The 14,123-nt window shown below is 69.0% G+C and carries 16 protein-coding genes and 1 tRNA gene; 9 read left to right on the top strand and 8 right to left on the bottom strand.

What is annotated here, in order from left to right; genetic code table 11:
* Positions 1 to 41: 41 nt before the first annotated feature.
* The 3 genes from ku to Aut01nite_RS24105 are packed head-to-tail and all read left to right on the top strand — an operon-like array spanning position 42 to position 2,846.
* Entirely contained in the window at positions 42 to 974 is a 933-nt protein-coding gene (ku, locus tag Aut01nite_RS24115; protein WP_043522681.1) for a non-homologous end joining protein Ku, read from the top strand.
* 39 nt (positions 975 to 1,013) lie between these two features.
* A complete protein-coding gene (locus Aut01nite_RS24110; RefSeq protein WP_043522682.1) occupies positions 1,014 to 1,499 on the top strand; it encodes an NUDIX domain-containing protein in 486 nt (161 codons plus the stop codon).
* Between the two features lie 54 nt (positions 1,500 to 1,553).
* Positions 1,554 to 2,846: an MFS transporter gene (locus Aut01nite_RS24105; protein WP_043522684.1), complete on the top strand. Its 1,293-nt coding sequence runs from the start codon at positions 1,554 to 1,556 to the stop codon at positions 2,844 to 2,846.
* 47 nt (positions 2,847 to 2,893) lie between these two features.
* Here Aut01nite_RS24105 and Aut01nite_RS24100 read toward each other — a convergent pair whose 3' ends face one another.
* The 6 genes from Aut01nite_RS24100 to Aut01nite_RS24075 form a co-directional block, all read right to left on the bottom strand.
* On the bottom strand, positions 2,894 to 4,075 hold the full coding sequence (locus Aut01nite_RS24100; RefSeq protein WP_043522686.1) for an MFS transporter: 1,182 nt from the start codon (positions 4,073 to 4,075) through the stop codon (positions 2,894 to 2,896).
* Positions 4,076 to 4,256: 181 nt separating this feature from the next.
* Entirely contained in the window at positions 4,257 to 4,778 is a 522-nt protein-coding gene (locus tag Aut01nite_RS24095; protein WP_204037664.1) for a DUF6226 family protein, read from the bottom strand.
* A gap of 59 nt (positions 4,779 to 4,837) precedes the next feature.
* The gene (locus Aut01nite_RS24090) at positions 4,838 to 5,035 is read right to left on the bottom strand and encodes a DUF397 domain-containing protein (protein ID WP_043522687.1); all 198 of its coding nucleotides are present in this window, start codon (positions 5,033 to 5,035) and stop codon (positions 4,838 to 4,840) included.
* 223 nt (positions 5,036 to 5,258) lie between these two features.
* Positions 5,259 to 5,453 carry a DUF397 domain-containing protein gene (locus Aut01nite_RS24085; protein WP_043522688.1) on the bottom strand — a complete coding sequence of 65 codons (195 nt, stop codon included), beginning with the start codon at positions 5,451 to 5,453 and terminating at the stop codon, positions 5,259 to 5,261.
* 35 nt (positions 5,454 to 5,488) lie between these two features.
* Positions 5,489 to 6,388: a helix-turn-helix domain-containing protein gene (locus Aut01nite_RS24080; protein WP_052163224.1), complete on the bottom strand. Its 900-nt coding sequence runs from the start codon at positions 6,386 to 6,388 to the stop codon at positions 5,489 to 5,491.
* A gap of 194 nt (positions 6,389 to 6,582) precedes the next feature.
* Complete coding sequence (locus Aut01nite_RS24075) at positions 6,583 to 7,020, bottom strand: DUF6232 family protein (RefSeq protein WP_043522690.1); 438 nt, start codon at positions 7,018 to 7,020, stop codon at positions 6,583 to 6,585.
* 393 nt (positions 7,021 to 7,413) lie between these two features.
* Here Aut01nite_RS24075 and Aut01nite_RS24070 point away from each other — a divergent pair, with 393 nt between their 5' ends.
* On the top strand, positions 7,414 to 7,872 hold the full coding sequence (locus Aut01nite_RS24070) for a DUF2231 domain-containing protein (RefSeq protein ID WP_043522691.1): 459 nt from the start codon (positions 7,414 to 7,416) through the stop codon (positions 7,870 to 7,872).
* 27 nt (positions 7,873 to 7,899) lie between these two features.
* The gene (locus Aut01nite_RS24065) at positions 7,900 to 8,439 is read left to right on the top strand and encodes a type 1 glutamine amidotransferase domain-containing protein (protein ID WP_043522693.1); all 540 of its coding nucleotides are present in this window, start codon (positions 7,900 to 7,902) and stop codon (positions 8,437 to 8,439) included.
* 128 nt (positions 8,440 to 8,567) lie between these two features.
* Here Aut01nite_RS24065 and Aut01nite_RS24060 read toward each other — a convergent pair whose 3' ends face one another.
* Positions 8,568 to 10,292 carry a metallophosphoesterase family protein gene (locus Aut01nite_RS24060; protein ID WP_043522694.1) on the bottom strand — a complete coding sequence of 575 codons (1,725 nt, stop codon included), beginning with the start codon at positions 10,290 to 10,292 and terminating at the stop codon, positions 8,568 to 8,570.
* 101 nt (positions 10,293 to 10,393) lie between these two features.
* On the opposite strand from Aut01nite_RS24060, the gene Aut01nite_RS24055 reads away from it, so the two are divergent.
* Positions 10,394 to 10,467 (top strand) — tRNA-Thr (locus Aut01nite_RS24055).
* A 130-nt stretch (positions 10,468 to 10,597) separates the two neighbouring features.
* On the opposite strand, the gene Aut01nite_RS24050 is transcribed toward Aut01nite_RS24055, so the two are convergent.
* A complete protein-coding gene (locus tag Aut01nite_RS24050) occupies positions 10,598 to 11,230 on the bottom strand; it encodes a hypothetical protein (RefSeq protein ID WP_161790580.1) in 633 nt (210 codons plus the stop codon).
* 244 nt (positions 11,231 to 11,474) lie between these two features.
* Here Aut01nite_RS24050 and Aut01nite_RS24045 point away from each other — a divergent pair, with 244 nt between their 5' ends.
* The 3 genes from Aut01nite_RS24045 to Aut01nite_RS24030 are packed head-to-tail and all read left to right on the top strand — an operon-like array spanning position 11,475 to position 14,034.
* A complete protein-coding gene (locus tag Aut01nite_RS24045; RefSeq protein WP_043522695.1) occupies positions 11,475 to 11,741 on the top strand; it encodes a hypothetical protein in 267 nt (88 codons plus the stop codon).
* Positions 11,738 to 13,162 carry a type VII secretion integral membrane protein EccD gene (gene eccD, locus Aut01nite_RS24035; protein ID WP_236642526.1) on the top strand — a complete coding sequence of 475 codons (1,425 nt, stop codon included), beginning with the start codon at positions 11,738 to 11,740 and terminating at the stop codon, positions 13,160 to 13,162. Before Aut01nite_RS24045 ends, eccD begins: the two co-directional genes overlap by 4 nt.
* Positions 13,159 to 14,034, top strand: coding sequence for a MinD/ParA family ATP-binding protein (locus Aut01nite_RS24030; protein ID WP_052163226.1), 876 nt, complete (start codon positions 13,159 to 13,161; stop codon positions 14,032 to 14,034). The genes eccD and Aut01nite_RS24030 overlap by 4 nt, the downstream gene beginning before the upstream one ends.
* Positions 14,035 to 14,123 lie beyond the last annotated feature (89 nt).

The raw sequence follows: 14,123 nt of genomic DNA, 5'->3' as shown, positions 1-14,123 counted from the left end.
TTCACCTTACGCAGGCGTCCCAGTGATGCCATTCTGGGAACATGCGAGCGATCTGGAAGGGCGCTGTCTCATTCGGTCTGGTGTCGATCGCCGTCAAGCTCTATTCGGCGACCGAGGAGAAGGACATCCGCTTCCACCAGGTGCATCGCACCGACGGGGGCCGGATCAAGTACCAACGCACCTGCTCGGTGGACGGCGAGGTGGTGTCCTACGACGACATCGCCAAGGGCTACGACATCGGCGGCGGCGAAATGGTGATCCTGACCGATGAGGACTTCGCCGAGCTGCCCCTGAGTACGTCCCGGGCCATTGACGTGCTCGAATTCGTTCCGGCGGAGCAGATCGACCCGATCCTGTTCGCCAAGGCCTACTATCTGGAACCCGAGGGCCAGGCCGCGAAACCCTATGTGCTGCTGCGTGACGCCCTCCGCGACGCCGACCGGGTGGCCATCGTCAAGATCGCGATCCGGCAGCGGGAGCAGCTCGCCACCCTGCGGGTCCGCGACGACGTGCTCGTGCTCAACACCATGATGTGGCCCGACGAGGTCCGCACGCCCGAGTTCGGCTTCCTCGACGATCACATCGAGACCCGCCCGGCCGAGCTCGCGATGGCGAGCTCGCTCATCGACTCGATGGCCGGCAGCTTCAAGCCCGACGAGTTCACCGACAACTACCGCACCGCGCTGCAGGAGGTCATCGACGCCAAGGTCGAGGGCCGCGAGGTGATCCAGCCGGACGAGCCCGAGGAGGCCGCTCCCGCGGCGATCGACCTGATGGCGGCGCTCAAGGCATCCGTCGAACGCGCGAAACAGGCACGAGCTTCCGAGGGTACGGACAACGCGCCCGCACCCGCGAAAAAGGCCGCCAAAGCCCCCCGGGCGAGCGCGAAGAAGTCCACCGCCGCCGCGGCCAAGAAGACCACGAACGCGAGGAAGAGCACGTCCGCCACGAAGGCCACGAAGAAGTCGGCGTGACTACTCTTCTCCCATGGGCGTGGCAGATGGGGTGGCTCGATGGCACTGACATGGGCGGAGTCTTACCTGGGCAAGGTTCGGGCGAGCATCGGCGACACCGACACGATCTTCTTCGTCGGCGCGCGCACGGTGGTTCTCGACGAACGGGGCAGGCTGCTGCTCATCCAGCGGTCCGACAATCATCGCTGGGCGATCCCGGCCGGCGCGATGGAGCTGGGCGAGAGCATGGAGCAGTGCGCCGTCCGTGAGCTGTGGGAGGAGACCGGGCTGCGGGCGACGTCGCTGACGCCGTACGCGTTCTACACCAACTACACCTACACCAACGAGTACCAGCACACCTATCAGCAGGTGCTGATGTCGTTCGTGGTGCATTCCTGGGAGGGTGAGCTGCTCCGGCAGACCGACGAGAGCGTGGACGCCGGCTTCTTCGCCCTGGACAAGCTGCCGCAGGAGTCGTTCATCGTCGACGAGGCCCTCGCCGACCTCGCCGAGTTCCGCCGGACCGGGATCCTGGTGATGAAGTAAGGGTGGGCTATATCGCGGTGCGGTGCCCGGCCCGCTGGGGCAGGATGGCCTTCCGTGAGTACGAAGCGCCGCCTGGGCCTGGACCTGTCCCCGTTACGCACCTCCCGGGACTTCCGGCTCGTCTTCATCGGCGGTGTCGCGACCGCGTTCGGGTCCTTCATCAGTTACGTCACCATTCCGTACCAGGTGGCGAAGCTGACCGACGACCCGCTGATGGTCGGCCTGATCGGCGTCTGTGAGCTGCTTCCGCTGCTGATCATGTCGTTCGTCGGCGGCGCGCTCGCCGACTACATCGACCGCCGGCTGCTGGTCCGCGGCTCCGAGCTGGCGCTGGCCGCGATCTGCGGCATCCTGCTGTTCAACTCGCTCTCCGACGAGCCGCACCTGTGGCTGCTCTACGTGGCGGCATTCCTCACCGCCGCCGTCGCCGGCCTGCAACGACCCGCGCTGGACGCGATGCTGCCCCGGCTGGTGAAGCCGGAGGAACTGCCGGCCGTCATGTCGCTGCACTCGCTCGGCATGCAGTTCGCCCAGCTGTTCGGCATGCCGCTGGCCGGCATCCTGCTGGCCAGCTTCGACCTTGCCTGGGTGTACGCGTTCGACCTGCTCACCTTCGCCGTCTCGCTGATCTGCCTGACCCTGGTCAAGGCCGTCCCGCCGCCGGTCGCCGCCGATCGCCCGTCGCTGAAGAGCGTGGTCACCGGCCTGAAGTACGCGAGGTCCCGCCCCGAACTGCTCGGCACCTACCTGGTCGACATCAACGCGATGTTCTTCGGCATGCCGTCGGCGCTCTACCCGTTCCTCGCCGAGGACCTGGGCGGGCCGAAAGTGCTCGGGCTGCTCTACGCCGCGCCCGCGATCGGCTCGCTGATCGCCACGTTCGGCTCCGGGTGGACCGCACGTGTCCACCGGCACGGCCTGATGGTGCTGATAGCGGCAGCGCTGTGGGGTGTCGGCATCATCGGCGTGGGCCTGTCCGACACCCTGTGGCTGACCCTGTTCTGTCTGGCGTTCGCCGGTGCGGCCGACATGGTGTCCGGCCTCTTCCGCATGATCATTTGGAATCAGACGATCCCCGATCATCTGCGTGGCCGGCTGGCGGGCATCGAGATGCTCTCGTACACCACCGGGCCGTTGCTCGGGCAGTTGCGAGCGGGCGCGATGGCCCGTACCGGCCTGGGTGTCCCCGGTGCGATCTGGCTGGGCGGTGTCCTGTGCGTGGCGGGCAGCCTGGTGCTGGCCGCCGTCCTGCCGAAGTTCGTCGCCTACAACGGCAAGGACGGCATGGCCCTGAAGAAGGCGGCCGACGACGAGTGGATCGCCACCGCTGCCGACCGCACCGCCTGAACCGGGCGTGGCGTTCGGGCAACCATAGGCACCCGAACGCCACACGGTCAGGTGGATTCTGCGGTGGGCTCGCGCAATGCCGGCGTCAAGGCGATCGACAGGACCAGCAGCATCGCGACCGCGAGCAGGCCACGGGACACCGTGAAATGGTCGCCGAGGAAGCCGATCAGCGGCGGCCCGCCGAGGAACGCGCAGTACCCGATGGAGGCGACCACAGCGACCCGGGCCGGCGCCTTCGCCGGTTCGTCCGCTGCCGCGCTCATTCCGACCGGGAAACCCAGCGAGGCCCCGAGCCCCCAGAGCATGGCTCCGGCGAACGCGACAGGCGCCGACGGGCCGAACACGAAGATCAGCAGCCCACCCAGGCCGGCCACGGCCAGGCCGCGCAGCACCGGGACCCGGCCGTAACGGTCCAGCAGGTTGGGCCCGTACCACCGGCCCACCGTCATCGCGGCCAGGAACAGCGCGAAGCCGAGCGTGCCGGTGGACGCCTCGGTGCCGTAGTCGTCGATCAGCGCGATGCTGATCCAGTCGATCCCGGCGCCCTCGGTCAGCGCGAAAGCCAGCACGAACAGGCCGATCAGCAGGGTGCGCGGCTCCCGCCAGGCGGTCAGGGTGCTGGGCTTCTCCCCGCTCTCGGTCTCCGTGGCCGACTCATCGGCCACGAACCAGCGCACCGACGGCACCACCGCCGCCACGACCAGCACACAGGCGACCACCACGTGCACCGTGACCGGGACACCGAGTTTCACCGCGCCCGCCCCGGCCAGCGCGCCGACCACCGTGCCGACGCTGTACCCGGCGTGGAAGCGCGACATGATCGACCGGCCGAGACGGCGCTCCACCACAGCGGCCTGCACGTTCATCGCCACGTCCCAGGCGCCGGTGGAGAAGCCGTAGACGTAGAGCGCGATCACCACGGGCACGACACCGTAGTGGAAGCTGACCGCGACGCCGGCCAGCGCCGACCCGAGCACGACGGCCATCGTGCCGACCATGACCCGGGATCCGAACCTGCTGACCATGTGCCCGGCCAGCGGCAGCGACGTGATGGACCCGGCCGCGATGGCCAGCAGGACCAGCCCGAGCTGCGACGGGGTGAGCCCGAGCTCGTCGCGGATCTGCGGGATGCGGGCGGCGAAGCTGGCCATGGCGACGCCGAGGAAGATGAAGGTGACGTAGACCGATCGAGTGGAGGACCGGAGACTGACCGTCTCGACTGTGCTCAAAGGGTGACCCCGTGTGATCGTGAAAGCGTTCTCTAAGCCAACCTATCTAAGATCCGGCTGGGCAGCAGAACCCGCGGTAGGGCCCCGCGGTTGTCGGCGGCGCACGCGGCGGCCACCAGCCCAGCGGCCGCGGCCGCTCAGCGTCTCGCCGCGGATCAGCGTGCCGCCTGCGAACGGCGGCTCAGAGCGAACGCAACTGCCAGGGCGCCCACTGCACCGCGGCGGCGAACCCTCCGCGACGGGCGTCTCGGGCGCCGGTCGCGGAGAGGGGGCCTTCCCGGTCGGATTTGACGCCGGCCCCGATCAGCCTGGTCTCGAACCAGGACCCGCCCAGGCCACGGCGCACGCGTTCCCACAGCCCGCCCTCGATCAGCGCGTCGGCGTGCACCCGCAAGCGCTCGACCAGCACCTTCGGGTCCTCGTCGCAGGCGTCGCAAGGGCAGGCCGGCAGCGACTCGGTCCACCAGCGGCCGAACCGCAGCAGCAGGCCGGGCTCGGTGAACTGGATCGCCAGTGGCGCGGCGGTGGGCATGCGGGGAATGAGCCGGTCGGTCCGCACGAGCGCGTCATCGAGCCCGAGCGGTTCCTTGCCCTCCCGGCGCTCGACCAGGTAGCGCTCGGTGAGCTCGTCCAGCATGGTGTCGGCCGCCTCGTGGAGCAGGGAGAAGCGGTCGGTTTCGGTGGCGTCCGGTCTGCGGTCCACCACTGCAGTATGCCGCGCTCGGCCCGCGGCAGCCCGGTGCTGCGGTGGAACGTGAGTCATCAGAAACCGAACTCCCCCGCCTTGACTCCGTCCATGAACGCCGCCCACTCCTGGCGGGTGAAGGCGAGGTACGTACCGGCAGGGTCCTTGGAGTCACGGACGAGGTAGCCATCCTCGATCCGTGCCACCTCGACACAGGCGCTGTGGGAGCAGAAACTGCTCCGCCGCCAGTGGAGCCCTTCCCCCAACTTGATCATTCTGTACACCTCCGTGACGGTTCGGAATCCACGTTAAGCGAGGGACTCGTCACTGACCGGAGTGGCGCGTGAATGAAAAATATGAAACGCCGCTTATCCCACTGAATGTGGCGTATGCGGCGTCAATTTGCTGTACTTATTCCTTTTTGCGAGTATTTGACCGCAGATTTGACCGGCCCGCTCCTGCAATAACGCAGTGCCAGAGCGGGCGGGCCCGACGACATCAGAAGCGGAACTCGCCCGCCGTCACGCCCTCGACGAAGGCATCCCACTCGGCCTCGGTGAAGCTCAGAGCAGCGGCCTCGGGCTTCTTCGAGTCGCGGATCAGGTAGTTCTCGCCGACCTTCGCGACCTCGACACACGTCGACGTTCCGCAGCGGCTGCTCTTCCGCCAAGCGGGCACGTTCATCTCTTCCATCGGGGACCTTTCGGAATCTATCCAGTGATCGTGTTTCACGGGTTCTTCCGGAGCGCCCGCTCGGTGGTGGCGCGCTCCAGTTCTTTTATCTGCCGTTCGATGAATTGGATCGTGTCCGCCTCATCGGCGACCTCATGCCAGACCCGGTCATAACGGGCACGATGTTTCGCGATCGTCTCCGGGTCCTCGATCATTTCGTCGTTGAGACCGGTCTCCCGGTACAACACCTCGCCCTGACCCAGCTTGAGCAGGTCGAAGCTGGCATTGTTGGTCACCGCGGCATCCTGCGAGAACGGCACCATCCGAATCCGGACGCCGTCCTCCTCGGCCGCCTGCTTCAGGCGGCGGAGCTGTTCCGCGAAGACCTCGGTCCCGCCGATGGTCCGCCGGAGCACCGACTCGTCGACCATGAGCAGGTACTTCACATTCCGGGCCTGCAGAACCTCGCGGCGCTTGTTCCGCGCCTCGATACGCCTGGTGCGCAGTTCCTCGGAAAGCTCGTCCTCGTACCGGGACATCAGGGCTTCCGCGTACGCGGGCGTCTGGAGGTGACCCGGTATGTAATAAATCGAGTACGAGCGGATCTCAGTGGCTTCACTCTCGTACTCGATCAGTTTACGCATGCCATCGGTGAGGGTGTCACGGAATTCGACGGCCTGATACCACGCCTGACCTCGGCGGGTCCGCGCGATGCGGGTGGCCGCGAGCAGATCGGCGACGACCGCCTTGTCCTTGATGCCGAGATAGGCGAGCAAGGGGCGCAGATCGTTCTGGGAGACGCTGACATCCCCGTTCTCGATCCGGATCACCTTGCTGAGCGACCACTCCATTTCCTCGGCGACCTGATTTTGGGTGAGTCCGGCCCGTTCCCGCGCTTGACGGAGCGCGAGACGTACGCGCCGGCGCGCAATCGTCGGCGAGTCACCCTCGGTCATGAGTCCTTCATCGTCGAAGTGTCGGTGGTGACGCACGGTAGTCGGAAATGACCTGTCTGCCACCTCGCTGGTTGCCAATTGGCAACCAGCGAGGTCGCGGACATCCTATTACTGTCCTATCAGAACGACGGGCACAAGGTGCGGTTTTGATCCAGATCGCAATCTCACCCGAGAGAATCTCGCGAAGCCGCAGGTCAAGCCGCAGCCAAGCCATAACCCCACGGGGTGCGGCGAGTGTCCTCCATGGCCCGCCGCAACGCTCGGCTGACCTGATTGAACACCCGGGCGTTCGGCGACGAGTAGAGCACCACGGCGGTTCCGCGGTACTGCGCGTGCAGCTCCCAGCGCCCTCGCTCGCGCCACATCATGGCTACGCCGGGTATCGCCAGGCCGAGGAAGACGAGGACGTAGACGGTGGGATCGGGCAGCAGCGTCCACCCGGCGGCCGCGATAGCGAGAGCGGCGACGGCCAATGCCGGAGCGTAGGGACGGATTCGGGACGGCGCCTGCACCAGGCCGACATTGCGGAGATCGGAAATGGCGAAGACCAGCGGTGCAGTGGTGGGGTGCCAGACGAACTGATCGTCGGACACGAGAGCGTCAGGCCCGCGATAGTAGATCCGTGTGCGCATGGCGAACTCCTCTTCGCTGTTCCTTGCGAGGAGGGAAGGAGCGGGGCCACCATTGGCGCGAGAGACCCGTCCCCGCCTCGACTGAGCCGCAACGAACGAAGTCACGACCGGATAGGCCGCAGAGGCGGACAACGGCACCCGTTTGCCGCCGGGTGCCGTTGCTTGTCTCTCCCTCCGACTTCGCCCTTTGTTGCCCTACTAGCAGTGAAGCACGCCACCCGGCAGCTCGCCACCAATCAATCTGCCATGTTGCAGATTGCGTACAAGCTGTGCGACTTCCCGCTGATCATGCATCGGCGCACGCCGAGGTGTTTGCGTCCGATCCGGCGCGGGTAGCCCAACCCGCGATGCCATTACGAACCTGTATTTCTGCAGGTGGGAAGGCGAAACCGAATGGAAAGCCGATTGAACGTCGCCGGTCAGACGGTGCAGCCCATTCTGATGTTGTTCCCGCTGGGTCTATTCGCAATGGCCGTTATGTTCGACATGGCCGATTTGCTAGGCGGGCCTGACATCCTCGGCGCACTGGCCTACTGGAACATCGTGGCCGGCCTGGTCGGTGGCGCCCTGGTCACGGTCGCCGTGGCCGTCGACGTGATGTTCGTGCGCCGCTCCCGGGACCGCCGTCTCGGCGTGCTCCGCAGCCTGCTCAACGTCGGCGTGCTGGTCCTCTTCGCGGTCATCGCGATGCTCCGCGTCCAGGCCGTCGAACGCGCCATCGGTGGCGGGCTCTTCCTCATCGAACTGCTGGCTCTGGGTCTGGCCGGGTTCGGCGCCTGGTTCGGCGGCGAGGTCGCCAACGGGCGTGCTCCCGCGTTTGCTCGCGCCGCCGCCGGGAACCGGAACTACTGACATTCCCCGGCCGGAAGGAGCACGACCATGACCGCATCGCTCAACGGGAAGCGGGTGGCTTTCCTCGCGACCGACGGCGTGGAGGAGATCGAGTACACCCAGCCGCGCAAGGCGGTCGAGGCGGCCGGCGGGCAGGCCGAGCTGGTCTCCCTCTCCGACGGCGAGATCCAGGCGCTGAACCACCTGGACAAGGCCGGCACCTACCGGGTCGAGAAGACCGTGCGCGACGCCGACCCCGGGCAGTACGACGCGCTGGTCCTGCCCGGTGGCGTGGCCAACCCGGACTTCCTGCGCGCGGACGCCGACGCCGTCCGCTTCGTCCGCGAGTTCGTCTCCGCGGGCAAGCCGGTCGCGGCGATCTGCCACGGCCCGTGGACGCTCGTCGAGGCCGGCGTCGTGGACGGGCGGACCCTCACCAGCTGGCCCAGCCTGCGCACCGACCTGGTCAACGCCGGCGCCACCTGGGTCGACGAGGAGGTCTTCGTCGACGATCACCTGATCACCAGCCGCAATCCGGACGACCTGCCCGCCTTCTGCGACGCCCTGCTCGCCCAGCTCACCAGCTAAAGGATCAACCCATTTCGCGGTACGCCGTACGAGCGAAACCCCCGGCTGACGACCAGCCGGGGGTTTTCTTCATTCCTCGGCGAGGCGGCCGGTCTGTTCCCGAAGGACGCGGATGGTGTCGTCCGGGCTCAGGTGATCTGAATCGGCGGCTCGATGCGACGGGCGGTCAGCGGGGCCAGCGGGCGCACCCACGGCTCGTGCGGATCGCCGGCCGGGTCCGCCTCCCACTCGTGGCAGATCCGGTCGATCCCGATCGGGTGGATGGTGAGCGAGCCGTCCGCGGCGATGTGCAGGCGCAGGAAACTCTTCGCCTCCTCGATCCCCTGGCCGGCGAACAGCTCGTTCAGGTTCACGTCGAACCGGGCGGCGACCAGCAGGTACAACGCGAGCAGCTGGGTCGCGACGATCGCTATCGCCGGGCCGTAGGCGACGGCCGCCACCGCCAGCGGCCCCGGCCACGCCCAGTTCCGCGCCGGGAACTGCATCCACACCCAGGTGCCGCCGACCGCGAGCGCGATCTGACTCGAACCGTGCGCCGCCCCGAGGATCCAGTGCCTGACGTGCCCGTCCGGTTTCGCGAACAGGAGCGTGCCCGCCATGATCAAAAACAGCATCAGCACCAGCGGGATGCTGAACAGCCGCTGGATGATGCCACCCTCGGCGGCCGCGCCGGCCATCGCCAGCATGGTGAGCGTGTGAATGATGCCGAGCATGGTGGCGAACCCGGCGTTACGCCGCGGCACCCGGTGGAAGACCCCACGGCTCAGCCGCCGCGACTCCGCCGCGTCCGGGAAGGTGGCCTTGCGCTCATACCGTCGGCTGCGGCTCGCGCTGCGGCTCAACGTCTCCGGCGGCGGGACCATCAGGTGATCCGGCAGGTTCTGGGTGCCCAGGGTGTACGCCCCGCCGCCACCGCAGGTGATCAGCTCCCGGTCGTCGGCGGAGAACCGCGCGTAATGGTGCAGGTCGCCGGAGAGCAGCACCCGCACCTGCGCGCGGGTCGGCCCCAGAATGGTCCGGATGAAGTAGTCGACGGCGTCGTAGGCGTGCGGGTTCTCTCGGGCCTTCACCCAGGTGGGTGACGGTGTCATCAGGATGATCCGATCGTCCGGCCCGACCTGCTCGGCCGCTTTCTCGAAATAGAGCAGCTGCGGATCGTCGATGTAGGCGCCGAACTGCTCGTCCACCGCGAACAACCACCAGTTCGCCGGAAGCTTCACCGCGAAGTACGACCGGCGCTGCTGCGTGCGCCACCCGCCGATGTGGCCGTCCTTGCGCCGGGCGAACAGCCGCAGGAACGCGGTCAACCCGTCATACCAGTCGTGGTTGCCGGGCAGCGCGTACAACGTGGGCCGCGGGATCCCGGCCGGCGCCTCGGGCAGAGCCGCGCGGTACGGACCCTTCATCCGGTTCTCATAGTCGTCGCCGCTGGCCGACGGATAGACCTGGTCGCCGCCCATCAGCAGCACCCGGCCCCGCGGCAGCCGCTCCCCGTCGACCTCCAGCTCCGGCTGGGACAGCAGATAGGCCACCGAATAGGTGGCGTCGAACCCGTCCCCCAGGTCGGCCACATAGTCCACCCAGAAGTCGCCGGTGGCCGTGGCCGAGTGATCGAAGACGTCGCCGTCCAAAGCGTTCTGCAGCTCGCGCTTGTCGAGGTAAGCCCCGAAAAGGATGTGCAGCAGCGTGCGCAATCCCGTGCTGAGCAGCAACAACGGGGCCAGCCAGCCGATCTGCCCCTTCGGCTCGAAACCCAGCTCCCGCGGATCGAGACTGCGGGGACGATTGGACGAACTCGGCTCCGGCTCGACCGGCCGGACCTCGGCGGCACGCTGCGGGGGAACGATGGCCATCGACTGATCGTCCGTCACCCTTTGCACAGTAGTCACGAGGTACGACATCCGAGATACCCCGATGATGATGGCTTCGCCCATGCCGTACACTTGCAACCGTTGCCGCCTTAGCTCAGTCGGCTAGAGCGACGCACTCGTAATGCGTAGGTCGACGGTTCGATTCCGTCAGGCGGCTCTGAAAGAAAGCCCAGGTCACCGACCTGGGCTTCTTCTTTTGAACAGGTCGATGGCGGTCTCTCCAGCGGTCCCGGTCCGCACCCCGCCGAGCCGCCTGGTCGAGGCGGTCCGCCACCTGGTCCAGGTCGCTAGCACCTCGGCTGGTCGTGCTCGAGGATCAGCTTGACCACGGCGCCGTTCACGAAGAGGAATCGGTAGTGGACCCCGGCGTGCTCGTCCTCCTGTCCGCCGAGGGCAGGCCCGTCGCCCCAGGAGCCGCCGTCCTTGTCGGCCGCGACTCCGGTGAGATCGTCGTACGCCGCCTCCACCTGGTCCAGCGAACTGCCGATCCGGATACCTTCCGGGGTGACGATCCGGTCGTAGGCGGGGATGGAGACGAGACCCCGGGACGACCAGCCGACCACCGCGTCCCCGTTCACATCCGGCTTCAGATACCAGCTGCCGCAGTCGTCGTCGCCTTCGCCGGCCTCCACCATGCCGGTCGCCTCCGCCTCCTGCGTCGTCATGCCGATCTGCAGCTTGCCGATCCCGGTCGGCCCGAGCACGTTCGCCGTCCGATCACCCGGTCGATCTTCGGTGGGCCGGACTGCTTCGCCTTCGCCGAAGCTGAACTCGGCGCCGACTTCGGCGAATCGGACGCCTTGGCGGTGCCGGCCGAGGCCGGCGGCCGGGACGACGGCGTGACGGAGGCCGACGGCCGTGCGGCGACCGCCGGACTCGCGGACGGGCTCGGCGGGACACCCCCGGCCGGCCCGCCTCACCCGCCACATGCTGCGGCGAGTTGCCACAGCCGGCCAGCACTACACCGGCAGCCGCCAGATGAACCATGACCGTACGTCGCATAGCTCGTCCCCGTTTCCCGTCCCGCTCCTCCGACACCTCGTGCGATGCCACCCTCGTCCGGAAAGTCCGGGAACCGGAATCACAATCGAGTAAACGCGCATCACGTCGAGACGCCGGGCCGGCGGGCCCCCGGAGATCGGCGGGTGCGGATACGATCGCGGAGTGGCGAGGGAGTACGACACTCAGCTCATCGAGTCCGTCGCCGTCCGGCGGGCCCGCATGCGCGAACTCCTGCTGTGGGGCCGGGACCGGCGGGCCCGGGCAACCGGTGACGGCCTGCGCTGGCTGCGCATCGGTGTCGTCCTGGCCGCGATCGCCTGCGCCGGCTGCGTCGGCTGGTCCTTTCTGCAGAGTGTCCTCGCCGACCAGCGGGCATCCCGGCCCGGCCCGGTCAACAGCGCGCCCGTCTCGCCGTCGGTGGCCCGATGAGCACGTTCGGGCCGATGAGCACGCCCGGGTCGATCAGCACGCCCGGGTCGATCAGCACGCCCGGCCCCGTCAGCGCGCCCGGACCGACCAGCACGCCCGGGCCGCACGCGCCGCGCAGTGGCCGGCTCAGCCGGGTCACGCTTGCCGGCAGCCGTCGCCGGCTGGATCTGGTGCTGCCCTCCGACGAGTCGATCGGCGTCCTGCTGCCCGAGATCGTCGCCATGGTCGGCTATCCCACCACCGGTGAGGCCCGCGGTTATCAACTGAGCACGGTGGACTCCCGAGTGCTCGACCCGGCCACCACGCTGAGCGCCGCCGACATCCCGGACGGTGCGGTGCTGCGGGTCGATCCACTGGTGGAGGCGCCGCCGGCGGCGATCGTGCACGACGTCTCCGACGAGGTCGCCGACGACCTCGACCGGCGCCACGGGCGCTGGGGGCCGGCCGCCCGCACCTGGACGGCGACCGCGGTGTCCGCCGCCGCCACGGCCTTCGCGGCGACGCTCGCCGCTCCCCCGCTGGCCCCGGTCACGGTCGTGGCGGCCGGGGTGCTGATCGCGCTCGCCGGTCTGGCCGCCGGCCTGCTGGGCCGCCGGGAGGTCGGCGTGGCGGTGCTGCTCAGCGGTACGGCCGCGGCGATGACCGCGGTGCCGGACTGGACGTCGCACTGGCCGTTGCGCTGGGCGTGGTGGATCCTCACCGCCGGTCTCCTGCTCATCGCGCTCGGGTCGATCACCGGCAACCGCCGGGCCGGCGTCTCCGGCGGGACCACGGTGCTGCTGATGCTCGCCGGGTGGGCCGGGCCGCTGCTGGCCGGCCTGCCCGCCGACCGGGTCGCGGCGGTCATGGCGATCGTGTCGGCCGGCGCTCTCGGCCTGTTGCCCCGCATCGCCATGGTGACGTCCGGCCTGACCCGCCTCGACGACCGGCGTCACAGCGACCAGCCGGTACGCCGTTCGTCGGTCGCCGCCGCCATCGACGCGGCTCACCGGGGGCTCGCCGTCAGCGTCCTGGCCGTCGGCGCGTCCGCGACGGTGGCCGGGGTCGTGCTGGCCCGGACCGCGACCGGGTGGACGTCGGTGCTGGCCGCCCTGGTCGCTGTCGCGCTGCTGCTGCGCACCCGCGCTTTCCCGCTGGCCGCCGAGATGCTGGCTCTGATCGCCGGCGGCCTGACCGTCTGCGCCCACCTGCTGCTCAGCTGGTCCGGGGCGGCGGCGGGCCAGTGGTGGCTGCCGGTGGCCGGGGCCGTCCTGGTCACGGCGGCGGCGCTGGTCACGCTGGCGTACCGGCCGGCGCCGCACGTCCGGGCCCGGCTGCGCCGGGACGCCGACCGGCTGGAAGGGCTGGCCGTCGTCGCGCTGATCCCGGTGGCGGTCGGCGTCTTCGAGGTGTACCCGCGACTGCTCGACAGTTTCCGATGAGCGACCCGATCGGAGCCGCGCCCGTCGCGGACCCCCTCACCGCGCGGCTGTGGCACACCGTGCGGGCCGCGGTCGCCGGCACCCGGCAGGCCCGGGAACTGGCCGAACTCGCCACCGGCCTGCAGGCGCCGCTGACCACCGGCCGGCGGATCGCGGTCGTGTCGATCCGGGGCGGCACCGGCAAGTCCACCGTGGCCGCCGTGCTGGCCTCGCTCTACGCCGGCCGCCGGGCCGACTCGGTGCTCGCCGCGGACGCCGACCCGTACGAGGGCTCACTGTCGTGGCGGCTCGGGCTCGCCGACCCGCCGGCCCTGGCCGATCTGGCGGCTCGCCTGATGAGCGCGCGGGACACCACCCTGCGGGCGCTCGAGCCGCTGTTACCCCGTACCGCGAATGGTCTTTGGGTTCTGCCCAGCGGCGCACCGCGCCAACCGCGACTGTGCAGCGAAGTGACCCGGGCCCTGTCCCGGCTGTTCGCGGTGTGCGTCACCGACTGCCCGCCCGGCTTCGAGTCGCCGGTCACCGCATCGGTGCTGCCCGAGGCGCATGCCGTGGTGCTCGTCTCGGCGGCCACTCCGGACGGGATCCGCGCCACCCACAATTTCCTGCAGCGCCGGGTGAGCAACGGGCGCACGTCCTCGTTGCAGCGCGTGGTGGTGGTGCTGAACACGCTGCAACCCGGCGGACGGGGCCGCCCGGCCGGTGACAGCGCGACACTGCTCGGCCGGTTCCAGGTGCCGGTGGTGACCCTGCCGTACGACCGGCATCTGGCCGGCGGCGGCCTGATCGTGCCATCGCGGATCGGGGAGGCGACGCTGCGGGAGGCGACCCGCGCCGGCGGTCACGCCCTCAGCCGCGCCTGGCCGATCTGAGGAAAGCCGGGCCGATCGGAGAAAGCCTCGCCGACCGAAGAAACCCAGGCCGGTCTGAAGAAGCCGGGCCGATCTGGAAGAGAAAGGCG

This window comes from Actinoplanes utahensis (assembly GCF_016862455.1).
GTDB lineage: Bacteria > Actinomycetota > Actinomycetes > Mycobacteriales > Micromonosporaceae > Actinoplanes > Actinoplanes utahensis.
The sequence above is the reverse complement of the archived record's forward strand: the minus strand, read 5'-3'. Positions and strand labels throughout refer to the sequence as shown.

Coding starts and splice junctions, on each gene's coding strand:
- Aut01nite_RS24060 (WP_043522694.1), bottom strand. CDS start 10,292: ATGGCCATCGTTCCCCCGCAGCGTGCCGCCGAGGTCCGGCCGGTCGAG.
- ku (WP_043522681.1), top strand. CDS start 42: ATGCGAGCGATCTGGAAGGGCGCTGTCTCATTCGGTCTGGTGTCGATC.
- Aut01nite_RS24090 (WP_043522687.1), bottom strand. CDS start 5,035: ATGATCAAGTTGGGGGAAGGGCTCCACTGGCGGCGGAGCAGTTTCTGC.
- Aut01nite_RS24075 (WP_043522690.1), bottom strand. CDS start 7,020: ATGCGCACACGGATCTACTATCGCGGGCCTGACGCTCTCGTGTCCGAC.
- Aut01nite_RS24030 (WP_052163226.1), top strand. CDS start 13,159: ATGAGCGACCCGATCGGAGCCGCGCCCGTCGCGGACCCCCTCACCGCG.
- Aut01nite_RS24085 (WP_043522688.1), bottom strand. CDS start 5,453: ATGGAAGAGATGAACGTGCCCGCTTGGCGGAAGAGCAGCCGCTGCGGA.
- Aut01nite_RS24065 (WP_043522693.1), top strand. CDS start 7,900: ATGACCGCATCGCTCAACGGGAAGCGGGTGGCTTTCCTCGCGACCGAC.
- eccD (WP_236642526.1), top strand. CDS start 11,738: ATGAGCACGTTCGGGCCGATGAGCACGCCCGGGTCGATCAGCACGCCC.
- Aut01nite_RS24080 (WP_052163224.1), bottom strand. CDS start 6,388: ATGACCGAGGGTGACTCGCCGACGATTGCGCGCCGGCGCGTACGTCTC.
- Aut01nite_RS24110 (WP_043522682.1), top strand. CDS start 1,014: ATGGCACTGACATGGGCGGAGTCTTACCTGGGCAAGGTTCGGGCGAGC.
- Aut01nite_RS24070 (WP_043522691.1), top strand. CDS start 7,414: ATGGAAAGCCGATTGAACGTCGCCGGTCAGACGGTGCAGCCCATTCTG.